Raw genomic sequence first — 16,994 nt, forward strand, 5'->3', positions numbered from 1 at the left:
AGAGGGAGGGAAACGGGTGACCAGGACTGACGCCAACAGCAAGACGGATCTTATCGAAAAGGTAGTATCCATAAACCGCGTGGCCAAAGTGGTCAAAGGAGGGCGGCGCTTTAGCTTCTCGGCCCTGGTGGTGGTTGGCGACGGCAATGGCCGGGTAGGAGCGGGGCACGGCAAGGCCGGTGAAGTACCCGAGGCCATTCGCAAGGGCATTGAGGATGCCAAGAAAAATATGATCCAGGTGCCTCTTTCCGGAACCACTATCCCCCATGAGGTAATTGGCGAATTTGGTGCCGGAAAGGTACTTTTAAAACCTGCTGCCCCCGGTACCGGTGTGATTGCCGGCGGGCCTGTGCGTGCTATCCTGGAGTGCGCGGGTGTACGCGATATCCTTACCAAATCTCTCGGTTCCAATAACGCCAACAACATGGTTCATGCAACCATGGTGGCGCTGAAGAGCCTGAAGACCCCGGAAGAGGTGGCCCGCCTGCGGGGTAAATCAGTGGAAGAGTTACTGGGCTAAGGGGGTAAAGACATGGCCAAATTGAAGATTACCCTGATCAGGAGTCTTATCGGTCGCCCTGAAGATCAGCGCGTGACCGTGCGTACCCTGGGCTTGCGGAAATTGCATAGCTCGGTAATTCAGGAAGACACACCCCAGATCCGGGGAATGATTAATAAAGTATCCCACCTGGTCAAGGTCGAAGAGATTTAAAGCAGGCGAGTGGAGCCTGCGATAGCTAGCAATGGAGGTGTAACTGTGATTCAACTGCATGACCTGCGACCCAACCCGGGAGCACGCACCAAACCAACCCGTAAGGGCCAGGGTATTGGTTCCGGGTTAGGGAAAACGGCCGGCCGGGGGCACAAGGGACAAAAGGCTCGCTCCGGCGGCGGAGTAAGGCCCGGCTTTGAAGGCGGCCAGATGCCCTTGCAGCGGCGCATTCCCAAACGGGGCTTTACCAATGCCCGCTTCAAGAAAGAAATTGTGGCCGTAAATATTGATGCTTTAAACCGTTTTGAAGATGGAGCAGTGGTAACGCCGGAAACCCTTTTGGCGGAACGGGTAATTAAAAAGCTGGGCGACGGGGTAAAAATCCTGGGTGATGGAAAGCTGGAAAAGGCGCTTACCGTACGGGCTCACGCCTTCAGTAAATCGGCGGTGGAGAAGATTAAAGCTGCCGGCGGCAAAGCTGAGGTGATCTAGGGGTGCTGGATACCCTCAGAAGCGCCGTCAGGATCGATGAACTGCGCTCCAAGCTTCTCTTTACCCTGGCCATGCTCTTTGTCTTCCGTATCGGTGCCCATATCCCCGTGCCCGGGGTTAATACCGAGGTTTTTGCCAAGCTGCTGGAAGCAGGTGCCCTTTTTGGCTTCTTTGATGTGATTTCCGGAGGGGCTTTTAAAAATTTCTCCATTTTTGCCATGAGTATAACCCCCTATATTAATGCTTCTATTATAATGCAGCTTCTCACGGTGGTTATACCGGCACTGGAACGGCTGGCCAAGGAAGGAGAAGAGGGGCGGAAAAAAATTGTCCAGTACACCCGCTATCTCACCGTAGTGCTGGCCTTTATCCAGGCCATCGGAATCAGTTTTGCCCTGCGCAATGAGCATGTGCTGGTTAACCCCACCATCGGCAATTATCTCCTGGTGGCCCTGACTTTGACCGCCGGCACGGCCTTCCTGATGTGGATTGGGGAGCAGATTACCGAAAAAGGCATTGGTAACGGTATTTCACTCTTGATCTTTGCCGGGATTGTCTCCCGTGTTCCCGCCGGCGCGGTCAGGCTGGTGGAGTACCTGCAGGCAGGGACCATCAATATCCTGAACCTGCTCCTGCTTCTGGTTATCGGAGTGCTGGTAATTGCTGCTATTGTGGCTGTTAATGAAGGGCAGCGGCGGATTCCGGTGCAGTACGCCAAACGCGTGGTGGGCCGGAGGGTGTACGGGGGGCAGTCCACTCACCTGCCATTAAAGGTAAATCAGGCCGGCGTCATCCCGGTAATCTTTGCCTCTTCCATTTTGATCTTTCCGGAGCAGCTGGCCACCTGGTTTAAAAATACCTGGTTTGGCAACTGGTACCTGGACTTTTTTGCCTGGGGCACCCCCCTGCATACTATTATTTATGCCCTGCTGGTAATCGGGTTTACCTATTTTTATACGGCGGTAATCATGAACCCGGTGGATATTGCCGATAACATTAAAAAATACGGTGGATTTATTCCGGGCATTCGACCCGGCCGCCCCACAGCAGAGTATATCAGCCGGGTCATGAGCCGGGTTACCCTGGCCGGGGCCGTCTTCCTGGCACTGATTGCCATTCTGCCGAACTTTGTTTTGCTGGCTACCCGTATTCCCCAGATTTACTTTGGCGGCACGGCCCTGCTCATTGTGGTCGGGGTGGCCCTGGATACCATGAAGCAGGTAGAGTCCCACATGCTGATGCGCAGCTACCAGGGGTTTATCAGGTAGGGAGATGACCTGTTAATGATTACGATCAAATCGCAGCGGGAACTGCGCTACATGCGCGATGCCGGCCGTGTGGTGGCAGGTGTCCTGGGCGAGCTCTCCCGGGCTATTAAACCGGGGGTGACCACCGCGGAACTGGACCGCCTGGCCGAGGATTTTATTCTGGCCCGTGGTGCCAGGCCTGCTTTTAAAGGGCTGTACGGTTTTCCGGCCAGCATCTGCACGTCGGTCAACGAGCAGGTGGTACACGGCATTCCCGGTTTAAGAAAGCTGGAAAGTGGAGATATTATCAGTATTGACGTTGGGGCGGAAATAAATGGATATTACGGGGACGGTGCGGCCACCTTCCCGGTGGGTGAAGTTTCACCGGAAGCCAAAAAACTGATGGCCGTAACCGAGGAAGCGCTTTATGAAGGCATTCGCTTTGCCCGGCAGGGTAACCGGCTATCGGATATATCCCATGCTGTGCAGAGATACGTGGAGAAGCACGGTTTTTCAGTGGTGCGGGAATACGTTGGTCATGGTATTGGCCGGAGCATGCATGAAGAGCCGCAGGTGCCAAACTTTGGTAAGCCGGGGCGGGGTCCCAGGTTAAAAGCGGGAATGACTTTAGCCATTGAACCGATGGTCAATGCGGGCACCCATGAGGTGCGCACCCTTGGGGATAACTGGACGGTGGTAACCAGGGATTCCAGTCTGTCGGCCCATTTCGAGCACACCGTTGCCATCACCGACGGTGAGCCGGAGATCCTTACCCGGTTGTAGCTGGAGGTGGTCCCGGTGAGGGATTATTTTACCCCGGGCCGGCTGGTAAGCTCCACTGCCGGCCGGGATTACGGGAAGTTTTACCTCATTCTCGACCGTGTCAGCGAGACCAGGGTGCGCCTGGTCAACGGGACGGACCGCAGGGTAAACGGGCCGAAGCTGAAGAATATAAAGCATTTAAAAGTTTACCCCCTGGTGGCCGGCGATATTGCCCACAAGGTGAGCACCGGTCAGCGGGTTACTGATCTGGATGTCCGCAGGGCGCTTAAAGAGTTGCTCGAGGCTTACGGGCAGGTAATGCCGGCGCAGGGCAAGCCATCGGGAGACGAGCTGGAGCTATCCCAAGACGGCTCCGGAAAGGAGGTTGGCTAAAGCCCATGTCCAGGCAGGAAAAGGATGTTATTGAAATTGAGGGCACTGTAATTGAGCCACTTCCCAATGCCATGTTTCGTGTTGAATTGCAGAACGGTCATAAAGTTTTGGCCCATGTTTCCGGTAAAATCCGCATGAATTTTATCCGCATTTTACCGGGGGATCGGGTGCTGGTAGAGCTGTCACCGTATGATTTAAACCGGGGCCGGATTGTTTACCGCTATAAATAAGTTCGGGTCCGGGCAAAGGAGGTCTTAATAATGAAAGTGCGCCCGTCGGTAAAACCCATTTGTGAAAAGTGCAAGATTATCCGCCGGCACGGCAAGGTAATGGTAATTTGCGAAAATCCCAAGCACAAGCAAAAACAAGGTTGATGGAGGTGTATATTCACGCATGGCTCGTATAGCAGGGGTTGACCTGCCCCGGGATAAGCGGGTGGAGATCGCCCTGACCTATATTTACGGCATCGGCAGGCCGACATCCAAAAAAATACTGGCCCAGACAGGGATTAATCCCGATACCCGGGTTCGCAACCTTACCGAAGATGAAGTTAACCGTTTAAGGGACGTAATTGAGAAAAATTACCGGGTGGAGGGTGAACTCCGCCGGGAAGTGGCCATGAACATCAAGCGGCTTATTGAAATCGGCTGCTACCGTGGTTTGCGTCACCGCCGCGGCCTCCCGGTAAGGGGACAGCGCACAAAGACCAACGCCCGGACGCGCAAAGGCCCGCGGAAAACTGTAGGTGTGCGGAGGAAGAAATAAGGGGGTAAAGGTTTAATGGCCAGAAGAGCAGCACGCACTAAAAGGCGGGAGCGCAAGAACATTGAACATGGGGTGGCTCATATTCGCTCTACCTTTAATAATACCATTGTGACCATTACCGATACGCGGGGTAACGCCATTTCCTGGGCCAGCGCTGGAACTGTGGGTTTCAAAGGCTCCCGGAAGAGCACGCCTTTTGCCGCCCAGATGGCTGCCGAGGCGGCAGCTAAGGAAGCCATGGAGCACGGGATGAAGACGGTGGAGGTAATGGTTAAGGGCCCCGGGGCAGGGCGGGAAGCTGCCATTCGTTCCCTGCAGGCAGCGGGGCTGGAAGTGAGCCTGATTAAAGACGTCACACCTATTCCCCATAACGGATGCCGGCCACCAAAGCGCCGGAGAGTATAAGGAGGTATCAAGGAGTTAGATGGCCAGATACACAGGTCCGCAATGCCGGCTGTGCCGCCGGGAAGGTATTAAGCTTTACCTGAAGGGAGACCGCTGCTATACCAGCAAGTGCGCCATTGAACGGCGGCCCTATGCACCGGGCGCTCACGGGCAGGCACGCCGAAAAATCAGCGAATACGGTATGCAGTTGCGGGAAAAGCAGAAAGCCCGCCGGATCTACGGAGTGCTGGAAACGCAATTCCGCAATTATTTCGAGCGAGCTGAGCGCCAGCCGGGAATTACGGGGGAAAACCTGCTCCGCTTGCTGGAGAGGCGGCTGGACAATGTGGTCTACCGCCTGGGACTGGCCACATCCCGCATGGAGGCCAGGCAGCTGGTGCGCCACGGCCACTTTACCGTCAACGGCCGCCGGGTTAATATCCCGTCTTACCTGGTGCGGGTTGGCGATGTCATAGCTGTACGGGAAAAGAGCAAGGAATCTCCGCGCATTAAAGAATTAATGGAGCGGGCAGCAGACCGGACACCCCCGCCCTGGCTTGAATATGACGAGAATCAGGTTCAGGGACGAGTGGTAGCCCTCCCAACCAGGGACCAGATAGATACTCCCGTGCAGGAACACCTGATTGTGGAGCTGTACTCCAAGTAGTGGTCCGGGTAGACTTTTGCCGGAACCGGCACTTGAGGGGGTTGCCGTATGCTGGAAATTGAGAAGCCTAAAATTGAGTGCGTGGAAAGCAGTCCCGATAATACTTATGCCAAGTTTGTGGTGGAACCCCTGGAGAGGGGATACGGGATTACCCTGGGGAATTCCCTGCGCAGAATCCTGCTCTCCTCTCTTCCCGGGGCGGCAGTCACTTCCGTTAAAATCGAAGGTGTACTGCACGAGTTCTCCACCATTCCCGGTGTCCGGGAAGATGTAACCGATATTATTCTCAATTTAAAAAACCTGTGCTTGAAGTTGCACACCGATGAAGAAAAAATCCTGCGGATTGAGGCCAGTGGGGAAGGGGAGGTTAAAGCCGGCGATATTATACACGACCAGGATGTGGAGATTTTAAATCCCGACCTCCACATTGCCACCCTCGCTTCCAACGGCCGCCTGTTTATGGAGATTACCGTGGCCAAAGGACGTGGTTACGTCCCGGCGGAAAGAAACAAAAAGGGAGATCATGTCATCGGGGTTATACCCGTTGACTCCGTGTTTACGCCGGTGCGTAAGGTTAATTATACGGTTGAAAACACCCGCGTGGGACAGCGTACGGACTATGACAAGCTGACCCTGGAAGTGTGGACCGATGGCAGTATCAGACCTGATGAAGCTACCAGCCTTTCGGCCAAAATTCTGGGTGAACACCTGCGCCTGTTTATCGGCCTGACCGAGACGGTAAAAGACGTTGAGATAATGGTGGAAAAGGAAGAGGAAAAGAAGAACAAGATCCTGGAAATGACCATTGAAGAGCTGGATCTTTCCGTCCGCTCCTACAACTGCCTGAAGCGGGCAGGAATCAATACCGTTGAGGAACTTATCCAGCGCAACGAAGAGGAAATGATGAAAGTACGCAACCTGGGTAAGAAATCTCTGGAAGAAGTAATCAACAAGCTGAGTGAGCTGGGCCTGTCCCTGCGCAAAAGCGACGAATAAGGGGGGGAGATAAATATGGCGTACCGCAAGCTGGGGCGTAATACCGGTCACCGCCGGGCCATGCTCAGGAATCTGGTTACGTCCCTTTTCCGCGATAACCGCATTCAGACCACCGAACCCCGGGCAAAAGAGGTAAAAAGCATTGCCGATAAAATGGTAACCCTGGCCAAGAGGGGAGATCTGGCTGCCCGGCGCCAGGCTCTGGCCTACATCTACGATGAGCGGGTTGTGCGCAAGCTCTTTAACGATGTGGCCCCCAGGTATGCCGACCGGCCGGGCGGCTACACCCGCATTATTAAAGTGGGCTACCGCCGGGGCGATGCTGCACCAATGGTGATTCTGGAACTTGTGTAAAATTTCCATCCAGGGGTTAACTCATATCTATAATTACGGGCAGCCGGGGGAAAGGGTCGCCCTGCAGGAAATAAACGGTGAGATTAGCCCGGGTGAGTTGCTGGCCATTATTGGCCCCAACGGTTCGGGTAAATCTACCCTGGCCCGCCACATTAATGCCCTGCTATTGCCGACCTGCGGGAGCGTTACGGTAGACGGGCTGAACACGGCCGATCCGGCCAGCAGGTGGGAGATCCGCCGCCGGGTGGGGATGGTTTTGCAAAACCCGGATAATCAGCTGGTGGCATCGGTGGTGGAGGAAGAGGTGGCCTTTGGCCCTGAAAATCTTGGTTTGCCTCCGGAGGAAGTGCGGCAGCGGGTTGACCGGGCCCTGTCCGTGGCCGGTCTTGTGGAGCAGCGGCTGCGTCCCCCCCATTTGCTGTCCGGGGGGCAGAAGCAGCGGCTGGCCATTGCCGGGGCCCTGGCCATGAAACCATCCTGCCTGGTTCTGGATGAACCTACCGCCATGCTGGATCCGGCCGGCAGGCGGGAGGTTATGCAAACGCTCCTGAATTTAAACCGACAGGACGGCCTGACTATAATTCTGGTTACTCATTTTATGGAAGAAGCAGTTCTTGCGGACAGGATATGGGTTTTATCCGGCGGTCGTCTGGTAATGGACGGTACACCGGCGCAGGTTTTCCGTTGCCGGGAAGCACTGCAAAAAATCGGGCTTGCCCTTCCCGGCCCGGCAGAACTGGCCTGGCGCCTGCGCAACTGCGGGTGGCCCATTCCTGATGGTATTTACCGGCTGGAGGAGCTGGTTACCTGCCTGGTTGATCTGTTGACCCGGAACAGGTCCGGCGGGTCAAGTTAACAGAAGGTTGCGAGGCGGTTGTAAATCCGGGAAAAATGAAAACGGATGGGGGCAGGGCAATGATCCTGGTGGAACACCTGACCCATATTTATGCCCCCGGTACTCCCCTTGCTCTAACGTCCCTGGAGGATGTCTCCCTCCACATAGAGGAAGGGGAATTTGTCGTTCTGGCCGGTGCTACCGGTTCAGGCAAGTCGACACTGGTCCAGCATTTTAACGGCCTGCTTTTGCCCACTGCCGGGCGGGTACTGGTGGGCGGCCGGGACACCCGGGATAAAAAAGTGCGCCGGGATTTATGGCGAACAGTGGGCCTTCTTTTTCAAAACCCGGAACAGCAGCTGTTTGAGGAGAGCGTATTTGCCGAGGTGGCCTTTGCCTGCCGCAACCTGGGCCTGGATGAAAAAACCGTCGCAGTTCGTGCCTGCCGGGCCCTTGAAATGGTGGGTCTGGAGCCGGACCGCTACCGGGCGCTGTCTCCATTTGCCCTGAGCCGGGGGCAGCAGCAGCTGGTTGCTCTGGCCGGCTTGCTGGCCTATCAACCTCCGGTGCTGGTGCTTGACGAGCCCACCTCGGGTCTGGACCCGGCTGCCAGGGAGCATATCTGGCAGCTGCTCAAAAAGTTGCAGCAGGCCGGGCATACAGTTGTGGTGATCACCCACCACATGGAAGATGCTGCCCGCTTTGCCGGGCGGGTGGTGGTGCTTCACCGTGGGAAAATATACCGCCAGGGGACGCCGCGCCAGGTCTTCAGCGACCCCGGGGGGCTGCGGGCGGTGGGGCTGGATGTTCCCATGCCCTGTGAGTTAATGTATTGCCTGCAGCAAAAAGGTCTGCCCGTTAAGAGCGGTATTATAACCCTCGATGAGGCTGAATTAGAGCTGAAGAACCTGGCCATGGGGTGAGAGAAGATGCAGGGTAATATTACGCTGGGTTTTTATGTTCCCGGGCAGTCCTTTATCCATCGTCTGGACCCCCGGACCAAAATCCTGGCCTGCCTGGCAATGACCATGGCTGTACTGTTCTGCAATCACCCGGCAGGCTTTGCCGCGTTGAGCCTGGTCACCCTGCTGGCCCTGGGCCTGGCCCGGGTAACGCCGCAATTGCTGCTGGGTATCCTGCGCCCTTTTGGGATTTTCCTGGTTCTGGCCCTCCTGTTGCAGCTTCTTTTTACACCCGGTCGTCCCCTGATGATGCTGGGGCCTCTACAGCTGACCCGGGAAGGGGTGCATTTCGGGTTTCAGCTCCTGTGGCGCCTGGTCCTGCTCATAATTTCAGGCTCGCTTTTAACCCTGACCACCTCTCCCTTGATGATTACCGCTGCCCTGGAGGACCTTTTGAAACCCTTCCGGAGAGTGGGTGTGCCTGTTTTTGAACTGGCCATGATGATGAGCATTGCCCTGCGTTTTGTGCCCACGCTCCTGGAAGAGGCGCAGCAGATTATCAGGGCACAGCAGTCCCGGGGGGCAGCCTTTACCAGGGGGAGGCTGGTGCAGCGCGTGCAGGGTCTGGTAACTCTGCTGGTACCCCTGTTTGCCAGTGCTTTTCGCCGGGCGGATGAGCTGGCCACGGCCATGGAGATTCGCTGCTACCGGCCGGGGGCAAACCGGACGCGAATGCACCAGCTTCGCTTCCACTGCCGGGATTATGCCGTGCTGGCCGGAACAGGGGTACTGTTCCTGATTGTTCTGGTCATGCGCTGGTGGGGATAACCTTGCGCAACATAAAGCTGACCATTGCCTATGACGGAACAAATTATCACGGGTTCCAGGAACAGCGTGGTACGGGACTGGTAACGGTTCAGGAGGTCCTGGAAAAATGCCTGTACCGCCTGGCTGGCAGGGAAATAAAGGTAACTGGTGCCGGGCGCACCGATGCGGGGGTTCATGCCCGGGGGCAGGTGGTTAATTTTAACGCCTGCGGGTGGAACATACCCACGGAGCGTATTGTCCTGGCCTTAAACGGCATGTTGCCGGCGGATATAGCTGCCTTAAAGGCCGAAGACGTAGAGCCGCAGTTTCATGCCCGTTTTTCAGCCCTGGCCAAGACCTACCGCTACACCATTTACAACAGTCGCATCCCCTCTCCTTTCTGGCGCCTGTACAGCTATTTCGTGCCCCGTCCCCTGGACGTGGAGGCCATGGCCAGGGCAGCCAAAAAGCTGGAAGGAACGCATGATTTTGCTGCCTTTCAAGCGGCGGGCTCGCCGGTTAAGAATACTGTGCGCACGTTATATTCCGTGGATGTCTGTCGGGAAGGAGAAGAGCTGATTCACTTAATCTTTCGCGGTAATGGTTTCCTGTATAACATGGTGCGGATCATGGTGGGTACGCTGGTGGAAGTGGGGCTGGGCAAGCGAGAGCCCGATGACATACCGGATATTCTGGCCTCCCGGGACCGTACCCGGGCCGGTCCTACCGCACCGCCCGGGGGATTGTGCCTGGAACGCGTGGAGTACTGAATCACATCGCGTTCTTGACACTGGCATACCGGGTTATTAAAATACAATTATGTGGAATTTTGTCCCCGTTCTGCATGAGCCCCGGGAACGGGGGCAAAATGAGGCGAGGAATATCATCCTGCTGATTTCCATATACAGGTGACCTACCGATGAAGTCTCCCCGCTCACTGTCCATATAAAATGGTGGACAAATCCAGCGGAAAGGAGCGGAAACCTGGTCAGGGGAGGCTGTTACCACACCGGCGAAACCAGGTGAGCGAAAATGAATAAGTTAAATAAAACTTATATGGCCAAGCCAGGTGAAATAGAGCGCAAGTGGTATATTCTCGATGCCACGGATAAACCCCTGGGGAGGCTGGCTGCTGAAGCTGCCCGCATTTTAAGGGGCAAGCATCGCCCCCAGTTTACTCCCCATGTGGATACGGGTGATCATGTCATCATAATAAATGCGGAAAAGGTTATTTTAACCGGCAACAAGCTCAAGCAGAAAAAATACATCCGCCATTCCGGTTATCCGGGCGGTTTAAAGGTGACTGCATACCGCGAACTTCTGGCCAAACGCCCCGAGCTGGCCGTACGCAAGGCCGTTGAGGGCATGCTGCCCCATAACAGGCTTGGCGCCAAAATGGCCAGGAAGTTGCGGGTTTACCGGGGCGAAAATCACCCCCACCAGGCTCAAAAACCGGAAGTTTGGTCCATGTAAACGAGGGGAAGGAGGGCAATAATGACGGTTATAAAGTTTTACGGTACCGGACGGCGGAAAAACGCTGTAGCCCGGGTTTACCTTGTCCCCGGTGAAGGTCGGATAATCATCAATGACCGGCCGGTGGAGATGTATCTGGGACGGAAGACCCTGGAGGTACTGGTAAGGCAGCCCCTGGAACTGACGGGTACGGAGGGCCGCTTTGATGTGCTGGCCCGGGTTAAGGGCGGCGGTATCAGCGGCCAGGCCGGTGCAGTGAGGCATGGTATTGCCCGGGCGCTCGTCAAAGCCGATCCCAACCTGCGCCCGGTATTGAAAAAAGCCGGTTTCCTCACCCGGGATCCGCGGATGAAGGAGAGAAGGAAGTACGGTTTGAAAAAGGCCCGCCGGGCGCCGCAATACTCCAAGCGTTAATGGCTGTTTTGAAGTTAAGCTGGTAAAGGAAGGGCAGGTTCCCTTCCTTTTCTTATTTATTTTTATTATCTTTCAGTAAGTACGGCCGGATGAGGTGCTCTCATTGCCTCTTGCACTGCGAACGGCGCCGCATCCCTGCCATAAACGGCTTACTATATGCATTATTTTTTGGGCCGGAAGCGGGCGAAGAGGGCCGATAGCACCACGGCTGTACCCACGCCCAGGGCCATACCGGCACTGTCATTCAGCCCCAGAGTTACCGACCAGTAATAATACACCCCCACTGCTGCGGTCACGGTCAGCATCATGGGCAAAAAACTCCTGCTCATATAGAAAACCTCCCGGCATAACCTCCCCTCCAGCATAGCAGGAAATAGAACTGCCGGCAAGTAAAAAGGCCCTTTAAAAAGGGCCGCAGGTTGTCGACAAAGTGCCCCCGGGGTGTGCCCTGGTTTTACTCGTCGCTCCCGGTCGTTTCGCTTGCCGGGCCTTAAGGCCCCGGCTCCGGTCTTCGGCGGGTACCGGCCACATTCACACCTCCTGTGTTCAGGTGGCCTCCGCGGACATCCTGTCCGCGGCCCCGCCTCATCCCGTCGCCTCGGCCTGGCCCGGCAGCGCTCACTCCAGGTCGCTCCTGCTGTAAAACCAGGGCACATGGAGAGTTTGTCAACACTCTGAGGCCCTTTTAAAAGGGCCGGGAATTGTTATAGGGGACCCGTTCAGGCCGTAGCCTGGTCAATGATCCTCCGGTAGGGGTTGCTCTGGTCACCGCCGGGTTCGAGCAACCGGCAGATGCTCCCGGCGGTGTTTTCGTCAATACCCGCTTCTGCCAGCAGGGCCAGCACTTCCTCCCTGGACCAGCCCTTGATCCTGGCGGCCGGGCCGATCAGGCTGGCCGCCAGGGGAATCAGGGGTTCTGCTTTTTCAGCCATGGCCATTTCTTCTGCCCTTTGAGCTGCTTTCAGAGACCGGTTCAACAGGTCGCGATCTTCCGGTTTAAGCCTTTTGCGCAGCGCCACTTCCAGCCTGGTCCTGATAATCTGGGGCTGGTTTTGTATTGCTCTGGCCATTTCGCCCAGACATTTACTGGCATAAGAACACCAGGCGGCACAGCCGGGATCGAACCGGGGATTCCCCACCAGTTGTTTACAGTTGGGGCAGCGCAGGGTTATGTCATCTTTCCAGAATTCAATGCTTTGACCGCAATGGGGGCAGGGCGACTCAAATATATCTTCCGGTTTCCAGAAACTGCGATCCTGTCCCGGGCACTTCCATAAAGACATGGTCACTCCTCCTTTTCCGGTTGTTGAGATGATCTTAATATTTCCGGGCAATAGAAATCTGTGAGTATGGTCACACTATATGACGAAGTGGGTAAAATCCAAGAAAGGTGGGGTGAAGATGAAAATTGCCGTTCAGGACAACCTGGAAGAAGTGAAAAATTATCTGGCTTCCCAGGGGTATGAGGTGGTCAGTCCCGCCAATGCTCTGGGTGCGGCGGCCATGGTTATTACCGGCGATATGGATGCCCGGGAAGAAGAGCAGACCCTGGCCCTGGCCACCAATCCAACCATTACCACCTATGCTCCGGTCATTAACGCCGCCGGAAAGTCACCGGAACAAATTCTGCAGAAGATCAGGGAAATAGTTGGGGAAAAGAAATCTTAAACCGGACTTTACTAGCTTTCTATTTCAGTGAATTTGAGTTCTGTTAATTGGCTGCCTGCCCGCGGGGCAGGCATTTTTTTTAAAACCGGGCTTTATTAGCAGGTGCGTGAATGCCGGTAGAAGAAATAATAGGCAGTTGTTATCCACCGGGAGGTGCTGGCAATGCTGCAGTGGCCAGCCGGGGTGCTTGTCCGGGAGGTGGGGCCGCGGGATGGCCTGCAAAACGAACCCCGGACCATCAGCACCGATCAGAAAATCCGGTTGATAGAGTTACTGGCAAGGGCCGGGGTAAGGGCTATTGAAGCCACTTCCTTTGTGCACCCCAGGGCAGTGCCCCAGATGGCCGATGCGGAAGAAGTAATTTCCGGAGCCCGCCGTGTCCTGGCCGTTCTGGAAGCGCAGGAGGGAGTACAGGGAGTGGTGCTCAGCGCCCTGGCGGGCAACCGCCGGGGAGTGGAAAGGGCCCTGGCTGCGGGAGTGGATGAAGTGGTAATGGTGGTTTCCGCCAGCGAAGAACACAACCGGGCCAATATGCGCATGTCCATTGGCCAGTCCCTGCGGCAGGTGGAGGAAGCAGTTGCCCTGGCAATGGGTACGGGGGTGGTAATTCGCGGGGCGGTAGCCGTGGCCTTCGGCTGTCCTTACCGGGGAGAGATCCGGCCGGCCGAAGTAAGGGAGGTTGTAGGGGCCCTGGCCGGGGTGGGTATAAAAGAGATCACCCTGGCCGATACGGCCGGCCTGGCCAACCCCAGGCAGGTATACGAACTGGTGAACATGCTCTGCCGTGAGTACCCGGCAGTAAACTTTGCCCTGCATTTTCACGACGCCCGCGGGATGGCCCTGGCCAACATCGTTACAGGTATTCAGGCCGGGGTGAAGATCATTGAAAGTTCCGTAGGCGGGCTGGGGGGCTGCCCGTTTATTCCCGGGGCGGCAGGCAACGTGGCTACGGAAGATGTGGTGTATATGCTGCAGCGCATGGGCATAGAAATGGCCATTGACCGGCACAGGCTGGAGGATTGTATATCGTGGCTGGAAGAAATTTTGGGCCGTAAGCTGCGGGAAAGAAAGCCCGGGTGTACAAACAGTACCGGTTGAACTCCCCATGGATGATTTTCCCGTATTCCAGGGATCTCATTAACTATGTTTACTCCGGTGAATCTGCTGGCCGGGTTGGTGTCCGGATTAAAGCTCCGGCACCTGTATGCAGGATTTTCCTTCCCCGCTGTCGAAGGGAAAGGTAAAACCAGCCAATGGGGAGGGATTGAGCTTGTCCTGCCGGAAGTTGCCTGTATTCCTGCTGGCGGCAGTGGTGATTTTTATCTGCGGATGGTTTTCCACTCGGATGGCATCAGCAGGGGAAGGGACATTCAATGATATCCAGGGGCACTGGGCGGAAAGAGTCATTCTGGAAATGAACGCATACGATATTGTCCACGGCTACCCCGGAGGAGAATTCCGTCCCAATAACAAGGTGACCATGCTGGAAGCGGTGGTAATGATCCTCAACACTCTGGGGTGGGGTGAAGAAGCCGGGCAGGCGGATCTTTCCGGCCTGCAGTTTCATCCTTCTGTGACCTGGGGCAGGGAATACCTGGCCCTGGCGGTGGAAAAGGGTATGCTTACCAGGGCGGGCCTGCCGCAGATAGACAGCCAGCGGCTGGCCAGCCGGGTGGAAGTGGCGGCTCTGGTCTGCCTGGCCCTGGGTTTAACCCCCGATGCCAGCCAGGTGACCTTCTTTGATACCGGTGACATTCCCGAGAAGTACCGGGGTTACGTGGGGGCTGTGGTAAAACAAGGTATCATACAGGGAATGCCCGGCAACATGTTCATGCCCGGCGAACCTGTTACCCGGGCGCAATTATGTGCCATCCTGTCCCGGTTGATTGACCGGAAACTGATCCCGCCTCCGCCACCCATGGAGCTGGTGGTGGGCCGGATTACTTCCATGGACATGATTAAAGGAACAGTCCTCCTGCGTAACCTGGAGGGGGAGAAAACGGTCTTACTGCCTGCAGATATTACCATATTAACCGCCTCGGGAACCACCGGGCCGGAGTTTTTAAAGACAGGAGATCGCCTCAAATGTATTGTGGATGTACGGAACAACGTCCGCTATGCGGTTTTAATGGAAGATGCTTCCATTGCGAATTCGGTTGAGGGCCTGGTTGTTTCCTTCAGCAGGGATGGCTCGGATTATAAACTCACCCTGGAAACCAATGATGGGGATTACCTTACCTGCCCGGTGGAGGACGATGCCCGGCTGTTCAGGGCAGGCAGTGAAATTAATACCTGCAGACCGGTGGAAAACGACTATGTTCAAGCCGGACTGGATGTTAACGGCCGGGTTGTAAGGATAGACATTTATCCTCCGGAAAGGATTAGCGGTACTGTGGTGGAGGTGGGTGGAGCTTCCCTGACCCTCAGGAGGCAGGGCGAGGAGGAAGAATACGCGGTAAGTCCCCGGGTGCAGGTAACCAGAAATTATGTTCGCGGGATGAACTTCAGTGAATTGAGGCGGGGTGACCGGGTGGAAGCGGTGGTCATGAAGAGGACCATCTTCCAGGTTAATCTCCTGTCGGACGTGCTCACCGGGCAGAGCGGGATGGTATCCCGGGTGCATAGTAAAGCCATATATCTCTACGTGGGGGACGAAGAGAAGCGCTATGAACTGGATGAACAGGTAGAAGTGATCAGGGACGGGCGCCTGATCGATGTGCGTGATTTGCGCCGGGGGGATTATGTTAACTTCGAGGTGGATGGACGGGGTTACGTTATCACCATTGAAGTCCTGGATGAAGATGAAGGTGAATTCGAAGGAACGGTGAAGTACCTGGATATTTACCCCACGCCCTGGTTAACCATTGCCCTCCCGGGAGGCCTGGAAATGGAATACGAAGTATCTGGAAAGGTAGATGTGCTACGGGACGGAGACAGGATCAACCTGAGCGATATCATACCCGGTTCACAGGTTGCCGTCCGGGTTGAAGACGGGAAGGTGACGGAAATAGAGGTACTGGACGATCAAAACCTTACCGTGCAATGCCTGGTGTCCGGTGTTAACCCGGAACGCCGGAGAATCACCCTGGAGATTAACGACCGGTACTTTACCTATTTCCTGGCTCCCGGAGCCGCAATACTGGATCGTAACGGCAAGCCGGTATCTTTAGAGGATTTGGAAGGTTACCGGGTGGAGGTGCGCCTGAAAGACGGTGAAGTAGACCGGCTTACCATACTGTAACCTGGAACCTGGATTCCCGGTTTAAACCGGGATTTTTTCTTTTCTTCCCGGCATATCTATCGTATAATTACGATGTATGGATATATATTGCCCGTGAGCTGCATGCTCCCGGAACATACTTTTCCCGGGGGAGCCGGAGTTTCGGGAGGGTTGCTTTTTGCCGGAAGTCAACGTTACTTTAGGGGCGGCCTTTCTCGCCGGGCTGGTATCGTTCCTTTCCCCTTGCGTGCTGCCTTTAATACCCACTTACCTGGCCTATTTGGCGGGAGTTTCGGTGACGGAGCTGGCCGCGCCCGGGAGGGCACAACTGCGCCTGTTGCTCCTGGCCAACGCCCTTTTATTTGTGGCCGGTTTTAGCCTTGTTTTTGTAGCCTTCGGGCTTTCCGCCAGCGCTTTGGGCAAGCTGCTGCTCCGCCACCAGAACCTGCTGCGGCAGATCAGCGGTGTATTGATTATTTTCTTCGGGTTGCATATGGCCGGTTTGCTGCGCCTGAAGTGGTTGATGAAGGAAAAAAGGGTTCATTTTATACCTCAAAAGGCAGGCTGGTTGAACTCCCTGCTCATGGGCATGGCTTTTTCCGCCGGCTGGGTCCCCTGCATCGGGCCTGTTCTCGCTTCGATTTTATTGCTGGCCGGCCAGAGCGAGAGCCTTACCCGGGGAGCCTGCCTGCTGGCTTCCTACTCCCTGGGGATGGCCCTGCCCTTTTTAGCAGCTGCCCTGGGTGCGGGATACCTGATGCAGGTGTTGCGCCGTCACGCTTCTTTTCTGCCCGTTGTAGCCAGAGCGGGTGGATGGTTGCTGGTCGGTATGGGCTTGCTGGTATTGTCCAATGCCTTCGCCCGCCTCCCGGGCTATGTACCATTATCACTGTGAAAATTAGG

Annotated in this window: 25 protein-coding genes; 23 read left to right on the forward strand and 2 right to left on the reverse strand. The window is 55.8% G+C overall.

Annotated features, from left to right (window positions below; translation table 11 throughout):
- The first annotated feature begins 16 nt into the window (after window positions 1-16).
- The 19 genes from rpsE (at window position 17) to rpsI (ending at window position 11,203) form a co-directional block, all read left to right on the forward strand.
- Window positions 17-520 (forward strand): 30S ribosomal protein S5, encoded by a 504-nt coding sequence (rpsE, locus tag BUB44_RS07285; protein ID WP_027357492.1) that lies wholly within the window; start codon window positions 17-19, stop codon window positions 518-520.
- Window positions 521-532: 12 nt separating this feature from the next.
- A complete protein-coding gene (rpmD, locus tag BUB44_RS07290) occupies window positions 533-712 on the forward strand; it encodes a 50S ribosomal protein L30 (protein ID WP_027357493.1) in 180 nt (59 codons plus the stop codon).
- A 48-nt stretch (window positions 713-760) separates the two neighbouring features.
- The gene (gene rplO, locus BUB44_RS07295) at window positions 761-1,204 is read left to right on the forward strand and encodes a 50S ribosomal protein L15 (RefSeq protein ID WP_027357494.1); all 444 of its coding nucleotides are present in this window, start codon (window positions 761-763) and stop codon (window positions 1,202-1,204) included.
- Window positions 1,205-1,206: 2 nt separating this feature from the next.
- On the forward strand, window positions 1,207-2,472 hold the full coding sequence (secY, locus tag BUB44_RS07300) for a preprotein translocase subunit SecY (protein WP_073164642.1): 1,266 nt from the start codon (window positions 1,207-1,209) through the stop codon (window positions 2,470-2,472).
- A gap of 15 nt (window positions 2,473-2,487) precedes the next feature.
- Window positions 2,488-3,234 (forward strand): type I methionyl aminopeptidase, encoded by a 747-nt coding sequence (gene map / locus BUB44_RS07305; protein ID WP_073164645.1) that lies wholly within the window; start codon window positions 2,488-2,490, stop codon window positions 3,232-3,234.
- Window positions 3,235-3,249: 15 nt separating this feature from the next.
- Window positions 3,250-3,606 carry a KOW domain-containing RNA-binding protein gene (locus tag BUB44_RS07310; RefSeq protein WP_073164647.1) on the forward strand — a complete coding sequence of 119 codons (357 nt, stop codon included), beginning with the start codon at window positions 3,250-3,252 and terminating at the stop codon, window positions 3,604-3,606.
- A 5-nt stretch (window positions 3,607-3,611) separates the two neighbouring features.
- Window positions 3,612-3,836, forward strand: a complete 225-nt coding sequence (gene infA, locus BUB44_RS07315) for a translation initiation factor IF-1 (protein WP_027357498.1) — start codon at window positions 3,612-3,614, stop codon at window positions 3,834-3,836.
- A gap of 30 nt (window positions 3,837-3,866) precedes the next feature.
- Window positions 3,867-3,980: a 50S ribosomal protein L36 gene (gene rpmJ / locus BUB44_RS07320; protein ID WP_073164650.1), complete on the forward strand. Its 114-nt coding sequence runs from the start codon at window positions 3,867-3,869 to the stop codon at window positions 3,978-3,980.
- Between the two features lie 19 nt (window positions 3,981-3,999).
- Window positions 4,000-4,371, forward strand: a complete 372-nt coding sequence (gene rpsM, locus BUB44_RS07325) for a 30S ribosomal protein S13 (protein ID WP_027357499.1) — start codon at window positions 4,000-4,002, stop codon at window positions 4,369-4,371.
- A gap of 15 nt (window positions 4,372-4,386) precedes the next feature.
- Window positions 4,387-4,776 carry a 30S ribosomal protein S11 gene (rpsK, locus tag BUB44_RS07330; RefSeq protein WP_027357500.1) on the forward strand — a complete coding sequence of 130 codons (390 nt, stop codon included), beginning with the start codon at window positions 4,387-4,389 and terminating at the stop codon, window positions 4,774-4,776.
- A 19-nt stretch (window positions 4,777-4,795) separates the two neighbouring features.
- Window positions 4,796-5,422, forward strand: a complete 627-nt coding sequence (rpsD, locus tag BUB44_RS07335) for a 30S ribosomal protein S4 (protein WP_027357501.1) — start codon at window positions 4,796-4,798, stop codon at window positions 5,420-5,422.
- Between the two features lie 48 nt (window positions 5,423-5,470).
- Window positions 5,471-6,418 (forward strand): DNA-directed RNA polymerase subunit alpha, encoded by a 948-nt coding sequence (locus BUB44_RS07340; RefSeq protein ID WP_073164653.1) that lies wholly within the window; start codon window positions 5,471-5,473, stop codon window positions 6,416-6,418.
- A 15-nt stretch (window positions 6,419-6,433) separates the two neighbouring features.
- On the forward strand, window positions 6,434-6,772 hold the full coding sequence (rplQ, locus tag BUB44_RS07345; protein WP_027357503.1) for a 50S ribosomal protein L17: 339 nt from the start codon (window positions 6,434-6,436) through the stop codon (window positions 6,770-6,772).
- Complete coding sequence (locus tag BUB44_RS07350; protein ID WP_073164656.1) at window positions 6,765-7,628, forward strand: energy-coupling factor transporter ATPase; 864 nt, start codon at window positions 6,765-6,767, stop codon at window positions 7,626-7,628. The genes rplQ and BUB44_RS07350 overlap by 8 nt, the downstream gene beginning before the upstream one ends.
- Window positions 7,629-7,687: 59 nt before the next feature.
- Window positions 7,688-8,530, forward strand: a complete 843-nt coding sequence (locus BUB44_RS07355; protein WP_073164658.1) for an energy-coupling factor transporter ATPase — start codon at window positions 7,688-7,690, stop codon at window positions 8,528-8,530.
- A 6-nt stretch (window positions 8,531-8,536) separates the two neighbouring features.
- Window positions 8,537-9,337: an energy-coupling factor transporter transmembrane component T family protein gene (locus tag BUB44_RS07360; RefSeq protein WP_073164671.1), complete on the forward strand. Its 801-nt coding sequence runs from the start codon at window positions 8,537-8,539 to the stop codon at window positions 9,335-9,337.
- 2 nt (window positions 9,338-9,339) lie between these two features.
- The gene (gene truA, locus BUB44_RS07365; RefSeq protein ID WP_207545632.1) at window positions 9,340-10,086 is read left to right on the forward strand and encodes a tRNA pseudouridine(38-40) synthase TruA; all 747 of its coding nucleotides are present in this window, start codon (window positions 9,340-9,342) and stop codon (window positions 10,084-10,086) included.
- Between the two features lie 262 nt (window positions 10,087-10,348).
- Entirely contained in the window at window positions 10,349-10,789 is a 441-nt protein-coding gene (rplM, locus tag BUB44_RS07370) for a 50S ribosomal protein L13 (RefSeq protein WP_073164674.1), read from the forward strand.
- A 21-nt stretch (window positions 10,790-10,810) separates the two neighbouring features.
- Window positions 10,811-11,203 (forward strand): 30S ribosomal protein S9, encoded by a 393-nt coding sequence (rpsI, locus tag BUB44_RS07375; RefSeq protein ID WP_073164677.1) that lies wholly within the window; start codon window positions 10,811-10,813, stop codon window positions 11,201-11,203.
- A gap of 161 nt (window positions 11,204-11,364) precedes the next feature.
- On the opposite strand, the gene BUB44_RS15375 is transcribed toward rpsI, so the two are convergent.
- A complete protein-coding gene (locus BUB44_RS15375; RefSeq protein ID WP_165611026.1) occupies window positions 11,365-11,532 on the reverse strand; it encodes a hypothetical protein in 168 nt (55 codons plus the stop codon).
- A gap of 390 nt (window positions 11,533-11,922) precedes the next feature.
- Window positions 11,923-12,486: a hypothetical protein gene (locus BUB44_RS07380; protein WP_073164680.1), complete on the reverse strand. Its 564-nt coding sequence runs from the start codon at window positions 12,484-12,486 to the stop codon at window positions 11,923-11,925.
- 118 nt (window positions 12,487-12,604) lie between these two features.
- Here BUB44_RS07380 and BUB44_RS07385 point away from each other — a divergent pair, with 118 nt between their 5' ends.
- The 4 genes from BUB44_RS07385 to BUB44_RS07400 all read left to right on the forward strand — a co-directional run bounded on the left by BUB44_RS07385 (window position 12,605) and on the right by BUB44_RS07400 (window position 16,986).
- Entirely contained in the window at window positions 12,605-12,871 is a 267-nt protein-coding gene (locus BUB44_RS07385; protein ID WP_073164683.1) for a YkuS family protein, read from the forward strand.
- 162 nt (window positions 12,872-13,033) lie between these two features.
- The gene (locus BUB44_RS07390; protein WP_073164686.1) at window positions 13,034-13,969 is read left to right on the forward strand and encodes a hydroxymethylglutaryl-CoA lyase; all 936 of its coding nucleotides are present in this window, start codon (window positions 13,034-13,036) and stop codon (window positions 13,967-13,969) included.
- 172 nt (window positions 13,970-14,141) lie between these two features.
- Window positions 14,142-16,112 (forward strand): S-layer homology domain-containing protein, encoded by a 1,971-nt coding sequence (locus BUB44_RS07395; RefSeq protein WP_073164689.1) that lies wholly within the window; start codon window positions 14,142-14,144, stop codon window positions 16,110-16,112.
- Window positions 16,113-16,269: 157 nt separating this feature from the next.
- Window positions 16,270-16,986 (forward strand): cytochrome c biogenesis CcdA family protein, encoded by a 717-nt coding sequence (locus BUB44_RS07400; protein ID WP_073164691.1) that lies wholly within the window; start codon window positions 16,270-16,272, stop codon window positions 16,984-16,986.
- Window positions 16,987-16,994: the final 8 nt, after the last annotated feature.

This window comes from Desulfofundulus australicus DSM 11792, assembly GCF_900129285.1.
Classification (GTDB): Bacteria; Bacillota; Desulfotomaculia; order Desulfotomaculales; family Desulfovirgulaceae; genus Desulfofundulus; species Desulfofundulus australicus.